The organism is Saccharothrix sp. NRRL B-16314 (genome assembly GCF_000716595.1).
Lineage (GTDB): Bacteria > Actinomycetota > Actinomycetes > Mycobacteriales > Pseudonocardiaceae > Actinosynnema.
In genome coordinates, this window is record NZ_JNXC01000007.1 from 316,996 (window position 1) to 329,391 (window position 12,396).

The 12,396-nt window shown below is 71.6% G+C and carries 12 protein-coding genes and 1 tRNA gene; 9 read left to right on the forward strand and 4 right to left on the reverse strand.

Annotation, left to right across the window (positions count from 1 at the left end; all coding sequences use genetic code 11):
• Positions 1 to 8: 8 nt before the first annotated feature.
• Positions 9 to 635, reverse strand: coding sequence for an MBL fold metallo-hydrolase (locus tag OQ02_RS14805; RefSeq protein ID WP_442973624.1), 627 nt, complete (start codon positions 633 to 635; stop codon positions 9 to 11).
• Complete coding sequence (locus OQ02_RS14810) at positions 635 to 1,720, reverse strand: S-(hydroxymethyl)mycothiol dehydrogenase (RefSeq protein WP_033438947.1); 1,086 nt, start codon at positions 1,718 to 1,720, stop codon at positions 635 to 637. Before OQ02_RS14810 ends, OQ02_RS14805 begins: the two co-directional genes overlap by 1 nt.
• Positions 1,721 to 1,901: 181 nt before the next feature.
• On the opposite strand from OQ02_RS14810, the gene OQ02_RS14815 reads away from it, so the two are divergent.
• From OQ02_RS14815 to OQ02_RS14845, 8 genes are all read left to right on the forward strand, one after another.
• A complete protein-coding gene (locus OQ02_RS14815) occupies positions 1,902 to 2,711 on the forward strand; it encodes an SAM-dependent methyltransferase (RefSeq protein ID WP_033439047.1) in 810 nt (269 codons plus the stop codon).
• 127 nt (positions 2,712 to 2,838) lie between these two features.
• The gene (locus OQ02_RS14820) at positions 2,839 to 4,152 is read left to right on the forward strand and encodes a hemolysin family protein (protein ID WP_033438948.1); all 1,314 of its coding nucleotides are present in this window, start codon (positions 2,839 to 2,841) and stop codon (positions 4,150 to 4,152) included.
• A complete protein-coding gene (locus OQ02_RS14825) occupies positions 4,149 to 5,192 on the forward strand; it encodes a hemolysin family protein (RefSeq protein ID WP_033438949.1) in 1,044 nt (347 codons plus the stop codon). The genes OQ02_RS14820 and OQ02_RS14825 overlap by 4 nt, the downstream gene beginning before the upstream one ends.
• 71 nt (positions 5,193 to 5,263) lie before the next feature.
• Entirely contained in the window at positions 5,264 to 5,878 is a 615-nt protein-coding gene (locus OQ02_RS14830; protein ID WP_231500035.1) for a YbaB/EbfC family nucleoid-associated protein, read from the forward strand.
• 10 nt (positions 5,879 to 5,888) lie between these two features.
• Complete coding sequence (locus OQ02_RS42390) at positions 5,889 to 6,215, forward strand: hypothetical protein (protein ID WP_051772307.1); 327 nt, start codon at positions 5,889 to 5,891, stop codon at positions 6,213 to 6,215.
• The gene (locus OQ02_RS40085) at positions 6,212 to 7,351 is read left to right on the forward strand and encodes a WXG100 family type VII secretion target (RefSeq protein WP_051772308.1); all 1,140 of its coding nucleotides are present in this window, start codon (positions 6,212 to 6,214) and stop codon (positions 7,349 to 7,351) included. The genes OQ02_RS42390 and OQ02_RS40085 overlap by 4 nt, the downstream gene beginning before the upstream one ends.
• Positions 7,348 to 8,031 (forward strand): hypothetical protein, encoded by a 684-nt coding sequence (locus OQ02_RS14840; RefSeq protein ID WP_033438951.1) that lies wholly within the window; start codon positions 7,348 to 7,350, stop codon positions 8,029 to 8,031. Before OQ02_RS40085 ends, OQ02_RS14840 begins: the two co-directional genes overlap by 4 nt.
• Before the next feature lie 11 nt (positions 8,032 to 8,042).
• Positions 8,043 to 8,675, forward strand: coding sequence for a hypothetical protein (locus tag OQ02_RS14845; RefSeq protein WP_033438952.1), 633 nt, complete (start codon positions 8,043 to 8,045; stop codon positions 8,673 to 8,675).
• 53 nt (positions 8,676 to 8,728) lie between these two features.
• Here the strand turns inward: OQ02_RS14845 and OQ02_RS46930 are convergent, their stop codons facing one another.
• Positions 8,729 to 9,829 carry a lytic polysaccharide monooxygenase gene (locus OQ02_RS46930; RefSeq protein ID WP_081915650.1) on the reverse strand — a complete coding sequence of 367 codons (1,101 nt, stop codon included), beginning with the start codon at positions 9,827 to 9,829 and terminating at the stop codon, positions 8,729 to 8,731.
• A gap of 377 nt (positions 9,830 to 10,206) precedes the next feature.
• Positions 10,207 to 11,847, reverse strand: a complete 1,641-nt coding sequence (locus OQ02_RS14855) for a serine/threonine-protein kinase (RefSeq protein WP_033438953.1) — start codon at positions 11,845 to 11,847, stop codon at positions 10,207 to 10,209.
• 470 nt (positions 11,848 to 12,317) lie between these two features.
• Between OQ02_RS14855 and OQ02_RS14860 the strand changes: the two genes are divergently transcribed.
• A tRNA-Met gene (locus OQ02_RS14860) sits at positions 12,318 to 12,391 on the forward strand.
• Positions 12,392 to 12,396: the final 5 nt, after the last annotated feature.

Here is a 12,396-nt window from a genome sequence, read left to right on the forward strand (position 1 = left end):
CCCGCGCGTCAGCGGCCCTGGCTCAGCCAGTCGGTCAGGTGCGGCGCCTCGGTGCCGATCGTGGTGTCCTCGCCGTGGCCGGTGTGGACGACGGTCGCCTCCGGCAGGGTGAGCAGCCTCGTCGCGATGGACCGGACGATCGTGTCGAAGTCCGAGTACGACCGCCCGGTGGCGCCCGGACCACCGTGGAACAGGGTGTCCCCGGTGAACACGACGCCCAGGTCGGGGGAGTGGAAGCAGCACGCGCCCGGCGCGTGGCCCGGGGTGTGCAGGACGTGCAGCGCGGTGCCCGCGACCTCCACGACCTGACCGTCGGCGAGGTCGCCGTCCGGCGCCACGTCCGGGTGGGTCAGGTCCCAGAGCACGCGATCGGCCGGGTGCAGCAGCACGGGCGCACCCGTCGCGCGGGCCAGGTCCGGGGCGACCCGGACGTGGTCGTCGTGCGCGTGCGTGGCCAGGATGGCCTTGACCTCGCGGCCGGCGACGACGGCGAGGATCGCGTCCACGTCGTGCGGCGCGTCGATCACCACGCACTCCGCGTCGTCACCCACCACCCACACGTTGTTGTCCACGTCGAACGTCTGCCCGTCGAGGCTGAACGTCCCGCGCGTGACCGCGTGGTCGACGCGGGCCATCAGAAGACCACCACCGAGCGCAGCACGTCACCGTGGTGCATCTTGGCGAAAGCGTCCTCGACCTGGTCGAGCGCGATGGTCTCGGTGACGAACGCGTCGAGGTCGAGCCGGCCCTGCCGGTAGAGGTCGATCATGTACGGGAAGTCGCGGGACGGCAGGCAGTCCCCGTACCAGGACGACTTCAGCGCACCGCCGCGGGAGAAGAAGTCGATCAGCGGCAGGTCGACGCGCATGTCCGGCGTCGGCACGCCCACCAGCACGACGGTGCCGGCCAGGTCACGGGCGTAGAACGCCTGCTTCCACGTCTCCGGCCGCCCCACCGCGTCGATCACCACGTCCGCGCCGAACCCGCCGGTCAGCTCCTGCACCCTGGCCACCGCGTCCTCCGACGACGCGTCCACGGTGTGGGTGGCGCCGAGCCCGCGCGCCCACTCCAGCTTCCGCGGGTCGATGTCGACCGCGATGATCGTGGTCGCACCGGCGGTCCGCGCGCCCGCCACCGCCGCGGAACCGACGCCGCCGCACCCGATCACGGCCACGCTGTCACCCCGGCCGACGTTGCCGGTGTTGACCGCCGCGCCGAACCCGGCCATCACACCGCAGCCCAGCAGCCCGGCCACGGCCGGTGACGCCTGCGGGTCCACCTTGGTGCACTGCCCGGCGTGGACGAGGGTCTTCTCGGCGAACGCGCCGATGCCCAGCGCCGGCGACAGCGGCGTCCCGTCGGCGAGCGTCATCGGCTGGGCGGCGTTGTGGGTGTTGAAGCAGTACCAGGGCTTGCCCTTGAGGCACGCCCGGCACGCGCCGCACACCGCGCGCCAGTTCAGCACCACGAAGTCGCCCGGCGCCACGTCGGTGACGCCTTCGCCGACCTGCTCCACGATCCCCGCGGCCTCGTGGCCGAGCAGGAACGGGAACTCGTCGTTGATCCCGCCTTCCCGGTAGTGCAGGTCGGTGTGGCACACGCCGCACGCCTGCACCCGCACCACCGCCTCACCGGGCCCCGGATCGGGCACCACGATGTCGGTCACCTCGACCGGGGCGCCCTTGCCCCGGGCCACCACGCCACGAACCGTCTGTGTCACGAAGTCCCTTTCCCAGTGCTGATGTCCTCAGCGTTCATACCCGATGGACCCACGCGGTGAGCGACTGCGACGCGCGCGGGGTGTCGTCCTCGTGCACGGTCGTGTCGACACCGGCCGGACCGGGAGGGACGAGCGGAGTAGCTTGACGGGGGGTCGTGGAGTGCGGGGGGGCGAGGACGAGATGGACCGTGAGGAGGCCGGGGGGCCCGACGAGATCGACTTGAGTCGACCGAGTGCCGCCCGGGTGTACGACTACTACCTCGGTGGGGCGCACAACTTCGCGGTCGACCGGGAGATGGCCCAGCAGGCCATCCGGATGTGGCCGGAACTGCCGGTGATCATGCAGGCGAACCGGGCGTTCCTGCGCCGCGCCGTCCGCTACTGCGTGTCCGCGGGCGTCCGCCAGTTCCTCGACCTCGGTTCCGGCATCCCGACCGCGGGCAACGTGCACGAAGTGGCCAGGGCCGTCGACCCGGGCACGCGGGTCGTGTACGTGGACCGCGACCCGGTCGCGGTGACCTACAGCCGGTCGATCCTGGGTGACGACCGGCAGACCACCGTCGTGAAGGCCGACCTGCGGGCGCCGGACGCGCTCCTGGCCCGGCCGGAGGTCACGTCGCTGCTGGACTTCGACCAGCCGATCGCGGTCATGATGGTCGCGGTGCTGCACTTCGTGCCGGACTCGGACGACCCGGCGGCTATCATCGCCGGCTACCGCGAGGCGATGGCGCCGGGGAGCTTCCTCGTCGTGTCGCACGCCTCGGACGAGGCGCAGCCGGAGAAGGTGGAGGAACACCGGGAGCTGTACCGGAAGACCTCGACGCCGATGACGATGCGCACCCGCAAGCAGGTCACCGCCCTGTTCGAGGGCTTCGACGTGGTCGACCCGGGCGTGGTGTTCCTGCCGCTGTGGCGGCCCGAGTCGCCGGACGACGTCGACGAGCACCCCGAGCGGTTCACCGGCCTCGCCGCGGTCGGCCGCAAGCCCTGACGCCCTGGTCGGGCAGGGGAACTTGCTACTGTGGAGCAATGCCTGATAGTGCCGATACAGACGGTTGTAGTAGTAGGCCGGGTTCGACCCGGCTGATCACGGTTCCACCCTCCGAGGCGGACGCCTCGTGTTGATCCTCGCCGGTGTCTCGGCGATCGTGGCCCTCACCGCGGCCACCGGGTACTTCGTGGCCCAGGAGTTCGCCTACATGGCGGTGGACCGGGGCAGGCTGCGGCAGCAGGCCGAGGACGGCGACCCAGCCGCCGAACGGGCTCACCGCGTCACCCAGAAGTTGTCCTTCATGCTCTCCGGCGCCCAGTTCGGGATCACCGTGACCGCCCTCCTCGCGGGTTACGTGGCCGAACCCCTGCTCGGCACCGGACTGGCCGACCTGCTCGGGCTGACGGGCCTGTCACCGGCCGTGGCGGTGTCGTTGTCGATGGCCGTGGCCCTGGTGTTCGCCACCGTGGTGCAGATGGTGCTCGGCGAGCTGCTGCCCAAGAACTTCGCCATCGCCCGGCCGGAACCGCTGGCCAAGGCGTTGAGCGCGTCCACCCTCGCCTACCTCAAGGTCGCCGGCCCGGTCATCCGCCTGTTCGACGCGGCGGCGAACCGGCTGCTGCGCGCGGTCGGCATCGAGCCGGTCGAGGAGCTGCCGCAGGGCGCCACCTCGGACGACCTGCGCCAGATCATCACCGACGCGCGCGGCGAGGGGCACCTGGACGCCGGGCTGTCGCGGTTGCTCGACCGCGGCATCGGCTTCCGGGAACTCGTGGCCGACCAGGCCATGACCCCGCGCGTGGCGGTGCACGCGGTGCGCGCCGACGAGCCCGCCGCCCGCGTGGTGGACCTGCTGGACACCGGACACTCCCGCTTCCCCGTGTTCGGCGACGACCTGGACGACCTGCGGGGCGTGGTCGGGCTGGCCGAGGTGTTGACCGTGGACCCGGACCGGCGCGCGGACACGCCGATCGGCGACATCGCCTCCCCCGCGCTGGTGGTGCCCGCGACGCTGCCGCTCCCGGCGGTGCTCGAACGGTTGCGGGCGGAGCGCCGGCAGCTGGCGTGCGTGGTGGACGAGTTCGGCGGCTTCGCCGGTGTCGTCTCGCTGGAAGACCTCGCCGAGGAGCTGGTCGGGGAGATCCGGGACGAGGACGACCTGGACGAGGCCGTGATCGAGCAGCTGGACGAGGGTGTGTGGCGGGTGCCCGGTCGGATGAGGGTGGACGAGATCGCCGACGCCACCGGCGTCGAGCTGCCCGAGCACGACAGCTACGACACCGTGTCCGGGCTGGTGCTGAGCCGGCTCGGGCGCACCGCGCGGCTGGACGACCACGTCGAGCTGGACGGGGTGTCGGTGCGGGTGACGGCGGTCGCGCGCAACGTGCCGTCGACCGTCGTGCTCGCGTTCCGCGTCGCCGACCGGGAGGACGTCCGATGAGCACCGGGTGGTCGTTGGTGCTGTCGGCGGGGTTGTTGATCGCCAACGCGTTCTTCGTCGCCGCCGAGTTCGCCCTCATCTCCGCCAAGCGGCACCGCTTGGAGCAGGCCGCCGAGACGAGTCGTGCCGCCCGTGCGGCGGTCGCCGGCGTGCGTGAGCTGTCGTTGATGCTCGCGGGCGCACAGCTCGGCATCACGCTGTGCACGCTGGGGCTCGGCGCGCTGGCCAAACCCGCCGTCGCGGACCTGCTCGACCCGCTGCTCGCCGCGACCGGACTGCCCGCCGGCGTGTCCTACGGCATCGCGTTCGCGATCAGCCTCGTGCTGGTGGTGTTCCTGCACATGGTGGTGGGCGAGATGGCCCCGAAGTCGTGGGCGATCTCGCACCCGGAGCGCTCGGCGCTGCTGCTGGCGCTGCCGTTCCGGGCGTTCGCGCACTCGGTCCGCTACCTCCTGAGTGGACTGAACGGGGTCACCAACGCGTTGTTGCGGGCGATGAAGGTCCAGCCGCAGGACGAGTTGGCCCAGGCGCACCGGCCCGACGACCTGCGGATGCTCGTCCGGCAGTCCGCTGAGCACGGTCTGATCCCCGAGGGGCAGCGGCGACTGCTGACCCGGATGCTGCAACTCCAGGACACCACGGTGGCGCAGGTCATGATCTCCGCCGAGCGGACCGTGACGGTGTCCGAGGGGACCAGCGCGCGGGCCATCGAACTGCGCAGCCGCGAGTGCGGTCGGTCCCGCTTCCCGGTGACGGACCGCCAGGGCCGGTTCGTTGGCCTGGTCCACATCCGCGATGCCGTCCGGGCCACCGCGGCCGGCGCCGACGCCACCGCCCGCGACCTGATGGGCAAGGCACTGATCCTGCCCGCCGCCATGCCGGTGGCCCAGGCCGTCACGGCGATGCGTGCCGACCGCGCACAGCTCGCCCTCGTGGCGGATGACGACCGGGTCGTGGGCATCGCCGCGCTGGAGGACCTGCTCGAAGAGCTGATCGGCGAGTTCGAGGACGAGACCGACAGCCCGCTTCCGGCGATCTGAACACCCGACCGGACGAGTTCGGCTAGCCTTTTCGCGCACGGAGTGTCAAGGGCGCCGGGGGTGCGTGCGGGGTGGATGGTCAGCAGCGGTTGCAGGCGATGATGCGATCGTTCGAGGAGCAGGCGGCCAAGGCCGGCCAGCTCCAGGAGGCGATGAAGGACCTGCGCGGGGTGGGGCGCAGCCGGGACGGAGCCGTCACGGTGACCGCCGCGCCGTCCGGTGCCGTGCTGGGGCTCCAGCTGTCGCCCGCCGCCATGTCCCGTTCGCACGTGGCGTTGCAGCAGGAGATCCTGGACGCGATCCGGATGGCCACGCTGAACGCGGCGCAGCAGCTCGACGCCGCGGTGGCGCCGATCCTGGGCGACCGGTTGCAGGAGTTCAAGCAGGGCATGGCGGCGTCCGGCGTGCAGCCGATCATGCCGTCGGCACCGCCGCCCCCGGGCGCGCAACCTCCGGGCGCGCAACCCCCTGGCACGCCGCCTCCAGGGATGGCGCCGCCCGCCTCGCCGCCGGTGACCGGTTCGATCACCTCACCGGTGAGCGCGCCGCCGCCGGCCGGCCCGCCGGCGTTCCAACCGCCGTTCCAGCGGCCGGTGACCCCGCCGCCGAACCAGGCGCCGGGGAACCGTCCGCCACGTCCGCCGGTCGAAGACGACGAGGAACCGCCGAGCACGTACCTGAGCTGAGGGGGACAGGGTGACTTTCAACGTCGTACCGGAGGCGTTGACCGCCTTCGCGGCGGGCAGCGACAGCCTGGCGGAGAAGTTCGGCGCGTTGGCCGCGCTGCTGGAGCAGGCGAGGGTGGACGACCAGTGCTTCGGCCCGATCGGCGACGCCGTCGGCTTGAGCAGCGGCTACTTCTCCAGCCTTGACGAGTGCCGGCAGCTGGCGACCGACGCGCAGGACTTCCTGAAGCAGACCGGCGAGCAGCTGATGGGCAGCTTCGAGGTCTACAAGGGCGTCGACGACGGCCTCTCGCAGGCGTTCTCGAAGATCGGTGACGGCCTGGGCGGTGGCCGGTGAACGCCGGGCCGGGCACGTTCGCCGACCTCAACGGCGGCGACCAGAAGAACTGGTTCGAGCAGGCGGCCGGGCGCGGCAGCTCGGGCATCGGGGCCATGCAGGACCTGGCCGACGCCACCAGCCCGCCGCAGATGGCCGCGGCGACGATCTCCGGCCGGATGGAGCTGCTGGAGACCATCGCGAGCCCCGGCAAGGCGCTGATGGACAACGGCCTGGGCTTCCTGGTGTCGATCGTGCTCAGCCCGCTGATCGAGCTCGCCGAGTGGGCGATCGGTGATCCGGAGCAGATGCGCGCCACCGGCAACGGCTGGGAAGAGGTCGCGGTCTGGCTGGACCAGGTCGCCGAAGCCGAGCAGAAGCGGGCGGACGCGACCAGCGGGCTCTGGGTCGGCGAGGCGGGCGACGCGTTCCGCAACCAGATCACCGAGTTCAGCGGTGGGGTGTCCGCGCTGGCCGAGGACGTGCGCGGGCTCAAGCAGACGTTGGACATGATCGCCGACCTCTTCGACATGTTCGTCGAGTTCGTGATCCAGATCCTCACCGAGCTGATCATCGGCCTGATCGTGCAGTGGCTGGCCGCGCTGGCCGCCTCGTGGATCACCGCGGGCGGTTCGGTCGCCGCGGCGGGTGCGACGACCACGGTGCAGGTCGGCAGCACCGGTGTCCGGATCACCATGCGGGTGAGCAAGCTCCAGATGGAGCTGTTCAAGATCATGAAGCGGCTGGAGCAGTTGCTGACCCGGCTGCGCGGCCCGCTGCGCCAGGTCATCCAGCGGATGAACGGCCTGCGCGGCGGCAACATGCTGGAGCAGGCGGTCGGTCGCCGTGCCGGGTCCAACCCCCTGGTCAACATCCTGACCAGGGCGGACGACACGTCGCTCGCCTCGACCACGGGAAACCGGTTCATGGACGGCGTCACCGGTGAAGGCGCGCTGGCGAGCAACATCAGCCAGACCGTGCTCACCGGGCTGCTCGGCGGCGAGACCAGGGTGGCCGCCGCGGCGACCAACGCCGCCGTCGACGCCGCGGTCGACGGCGCCATCAAGTTCGGCACCGACGCCGCCTACGACGCAGCGCAGAACCAACCGTCCGAAGAGGAACGCCGGGAGACGCAGGAACGCGGGTTCAACTGGTGAAGCTCGACGGGGTGCCGGCACTCCGGCAGTCGTGGTGCGCGCCGGACGAGCCCGTCCTGCTGTGCGCTCCGGTCGGTTCGACCGGTTCCTGCTTCGACGTGAACGGCCTGGACTGGTGGGGCGCGCCGGAACGGGGCCTCGGCGGCAAGGCGTTGCGCGCGTTGGGCACGGCAGCCGCGGCGGCGTCCGCCGGCGGCCCGCGCGACCAGGGCCAGGCGCCACCGAAGGCCGTGGTGTTCGGTCCTGGCACCGGCACGATGGCGGTCGGCGCGGGGTTGGCCGTGCGGGACCTCACGTTCGCGTGGTGGGTGCTGACCCCGCGGCGGATGGCCTGGGTGCGGACCGAACCCGAACCGGCGTCGCCCGACGCGGAACCGGACAAGTCGCTGCTCGACCAGGTCTGGGGCTTCGCGAAGAGCGCGCGTGACGCGCTGGCGGGCAAGGACCCGTACCCAGCGCACGTCCCGATCGAGACGGCCGACGTCGAGTCCGTCGCCGAGGTCCCGAGAGAGCGGATCGCCGGAGTCGCCGTCGCCGCGCGCAAGTTGCCCTACGACTACACGACGGGCAACGTCCACGTGCTGCGGGTGTCGCTTGTGGACGGTTCGGGCATCGACATCGTCGCCGGGTCGGACGCCGTTCGCGCGCAACGGTTGCTGGCCCTGGTCAACGGCCGGTAGGGGACGGGAAGTTGCCGAAGAACAGGTTGAAGATCGGCGAGATCGCCCAGCAGCGCTGGGTCGAGCCCGGCGAGCAGGTCGTGTGGGTGGTCGACCCGGAGGGGCACGTCGGCAGCACGATCGGACCGACCCGCGCCGCGCCGCACCGGACCGACGTCGCCGCCCTGGAAGTGCCCGTGCCCGAGTGGCCGTTGCCGACCCGTGCGGTGGGGGAGGGGCGGTTCCACCACGACGAGTGGGTGCACGACCCGGCCGTCTGGGGCTGGTCCCACGCCCAGCGCCCCGACCAGGTGGCCGTCCGGTGGGCGGATTCGTTCACCGCCGGCCGTGACGAGTGCCGGCTGCTGCTGACCAACCGGCGGCTCGCGCTCGTCGTGGACGGCGAGGCGACCAGGCCCGCCGCACCCGCGTCCGGTGGCCTGCTCGGCCGCGTTCGCTCGTTGGGGCAGTCGCAGCCCGACGTGCCGGCGCTGGTGACGTGGTGGGACGCGCCGATCACCACGGCGCGCTTGGACGCCGTGCCGCTGGGACGGGCGGTCGACCCGGAGTGGTTCGTGCGGGTGGCGTTCGCGGACGGCTCGACCTTCGAGTTCCGGGACGCACAGGCCGAGCAGTCCGTCCGGACCGCCCACGCCAACTTCTGACGTGCGAAGTCCGCCCGCCGCTGCGGTAGCCGGCGGGCGGACTTCCGATCACATCAGGATGCGGTGCAGGTGAGCGCGTAGGCGTTCGCCGAGGTGCCGGAGGCGGTGAAGCCGAAGCTCGCACTGGAGCCGACGCCGACCGAGCCGTTGTAGGCGGCGTTCCGAGCGGTGACGGTGGACCCGCTCGTGGTCAGGGTCGAACTCCAGGAGGAGCTGATCCGCTCGCCGTTGGTGAACGTCCAGCTCACCGTCCAGCCGTTGATCGGCGTGGTGCCGGCCGCCACGCGCACCTCGCCCTGGAAGCCACCGGACCACTGCGACGTCACCCGGTAGCTCGCCGAGCAACCGGCCGACGGGTTGGTGGTCGTCGTGGTGCTGGTCGTGGTGGTCGTGGTCGTGGTGGTGGAGGTGCTGGTCGGGGTCGTCGTCGTGGTCGTCCCACCGTTGAAGTTCACGTCGCTGCAGGCGTAGTAGCTCTGGTCGAGGTGGCTGGCCTGCCACACCGTGAAGAGGACGTGGTTGCCGGTGCGGCCGGGTGCGTTGACCTGGACCGGCGTCGTCGTGCCGGTGGGGATCCGCCCGGTCTGGCCGACGAGCTCCAGGTCGCTCCACTTCAGCGGCTGGGTCTTCACGTCGAAGCCCTGCTTGGTGGCGTAGACGCGGATGTAGTCGGCGCCGTGCGAGGAAGTGTCGTTCAGGTTGAGGGTGAACTGGTTGGGCTTGGTCGGGGCGGCCCACGCGCCGACCTTGTCCATCGCGGCGTAGCGGCCGTTGAAGGTCCGGCCGCCGCTGCACAGCTGCCCGTCGGGGATGGCACCCTGGTGGTTGCCGGCGACGCCTTCGCGGAACAGGCCGTTCCAGTTGTACATCGCGGCCGGCTCGGCCTGCCACGCCTGGTAGCACATGGGGTCTTCGGTGGCCATCTGCTGCGTCGGGCCGTTGGGCCAGCGGTGGTAGCAGCCGTAGTGGCGCGACGGCGGGTCGCTCACCGCGCCGTGGGCCGAGGCGTTGCCCGCGCCGAAGGTCACGACCAGCAGGGTCGTCAGCAGCGTCAGGCAGGCGCCGAAGACCGCCGCCGCCCGCCACGCGGCGGACTTGGGCGAACCGTCGCCGGACCGGCGAGCGGTGGGAGCGCTTTCAGAGAAGCGAAGCATGTAGACCGCCAAATCTTCATTGATCGACGACATGGACTTGCCCGGTTCCGGGGGCGGCCGGAACCGGCGGTTCGCGGACCTCGTGAGCACCCAGCCCTCCTGGGAGCGCTCCCAGACATGGTGTCGGAAACCGGCTGCTCATAGGTCCTACTCCGGGTGCGGTGCCCGCCGGGCCGATCGCTCGGGGCCGGTGTGGCCGACCTGAGGCGATCGGAGGTCGGGACACCTCGAACTCTTGCGCAACTTAAACGATCACGACGACGGTACGGTCGTCGCCCGGTGCTCGTCAAGGGCGAACCCGCGAAGCGACTTCGGACGGCAGGGGGTCGGTGGAGCGAGCGTGGACACCGTGGCCGTGAGGCGACTGGGCGGGGGACTCAGCCGTTGCCTTCGCCGCGCTTCTTGTCGCCCTTCTTGTCGTCGTCATCGTCGTCCTCGTGATGGCCCTTGTCGTCGCCGATGCGTTGCGACGACAGGACCTCGACGGAATCGATCAGCGGCGTGCCGTCGCGGACGACGAGCCCCAGCCGGTGCGACTCGCGGAACTTCCTGCCCTCCGCGCCGGTGTAGTCGATGCCGACGGTGACGGTTTCCCGGCCGGTGGCGGCGGGCGGCGAGCTGATGGTCAGCTCCTTGATGCCGGTCCACGACTTGCCGTACTGCTGCTTGCCCTGCGCTTGGAGACTCGGCGAGAGCAGGTTCCACGCACTTCCCGGGTTCTGGGGGAGCAGCCCGTAGTAGTCGGCCACCACCTTCTCCAGCTGCTCCGGGGTGACGGTGGTCGAGGCGGCGGAGGGGGTGGTCGTCGTGGGCTTGGTGGTATCGCGCGCGGTGTTCGACGGCTTGTTCGCCAACACCACGCCGAGCACGACCAGCGCGGCGACGGCCACGGCGGCGAGCGCGACGAGTCCTCGACGCCCCGACGCAAGCCCTGGTCGGCTGCCGGAGGCCGAGCCAGGCGGCGGTCCTGCCGCTAGACCGGGTGGCGGCCCGAACAACGTGCCGGGCGGCGGACCTGCTGGTAGGCCTGGTGGCGGACCTGCCTGTGGACCTGTCGGCGGACCGAACAACCTGCCCGGCGTCGGGCCTGCTGGTTGACCGGATGGCGGACCTGCCAGTGGACCGGCTTGTGGACCTGTCGGCGGACCGGACGACGTGCCGGGTGACGGTGCCGTCAGCGGGTCGGCCGGGTGCAGGTCGAGCCGGGTCGGAGCCGGGCGCACCGCGCGCAGCCGGTCGGCGACCTGCGCCATGGTCGGCCGGGTGGACGGGTCGTTGCGCAGCAGTTCCGCCAACACCTCGGCCAGCGGCCCGGCCTGCGTCGGAGGGGCGTAGTGGCCCGACGCGACGGTGTGCAGCAGAGCGATGGCGTTGTCGCTGTCGCCGAACGGCGGTCGCCCCTCCACCGCCGCGTACAGGGTCGCGCCGAGCGAGAACACGTCGGAGGCCGGTCCCGGATCGCTGCCCCGCGCGACTTCGGGCGCGAGGAACGCGGGCGTGCCCGCGAGCAGCCCGGTCTTGGTGACGGTGACGTCCCCGACCGCGCGGGAGATGCCGAAATCGGTGATCTTCGCGGTGCCGTCGTCGGTCAGCAGGATGTTGCCGGGCTTGACGTCGCGGTGCACGATGCCCGCCGCGTGCGCCGCCGCCAGCGCACCCGCGATCTGCGCGCCGACGCGCATCACCTGCTCGGCGGGAAGGGTTCCGCGTTCGGCGATCTTGTCGGACAGGGGCCGGGCGGACAGGTACTCCATGACCAGGACCGGCCTGCCGTCCTCCTCGACGACGTCGTGCACGGTCACCGCGTTCGGGTGCTGCAACCGGGCGGCGATGCGCCCTTCCCTCGCGGCACGGCCCACTGCCTCGACCGGATCGGTGCCCGCGGGCACCACCAGTTGCTTGAGCGCCACCACGCGGCCAAGGCGTTCGTCGGTCGCCTGCCACACCACGCCCATCGCACCGGCACCGAGGCGCCCGCGCAGCCGGTACCGCCCGGCCACCAAGCGGCCCACGTCCATCACCGGCACCTCACCCTTCCGTGTTGCACAACCGGGCAATCCTACGTACCCGGAGGTCCGCACCGGACCCGGCACTCACCGCCGCGCACGGCGCGAAGATCATCCAGGTAGGCGGGTTCTCCGGAAGTTTCGGCCGGTGCAGGGAAGAGCAGCAGCGGCGCCGGCCGTGGTGGCGGTGCTTGCGGGCCGGAAGGTCGAGGGCGGTCCGGAGACCGTCGGCAACGCCGGGGTCAGGCCGACCGATCGCGGTGGACGGCCTGCACGTCGGCACGGTGATCGGCGTGCGGACCGACGAGGGTCGGATGTCCGCAGTCGGGATCACCGGCGGCAGAGACGGTCCGAGCGGGCGGAACCCGCACGTCCGCTAACCCCGGCCTGGGAGGCTTGGTGAGGCCCTGACCTGCGGCGGCGTTGCTTGGACGGGGGTGGTGCGAACCCCCGTCCGCGATGGCGTAGACTGGTTTTACCGACGCGGGGTGGAGCAGCTCGGTAGCTCGCTGGGCTCATAACCCAGAGGTCGCAGGTTCAAATCCTGTCCCCGCTACAACG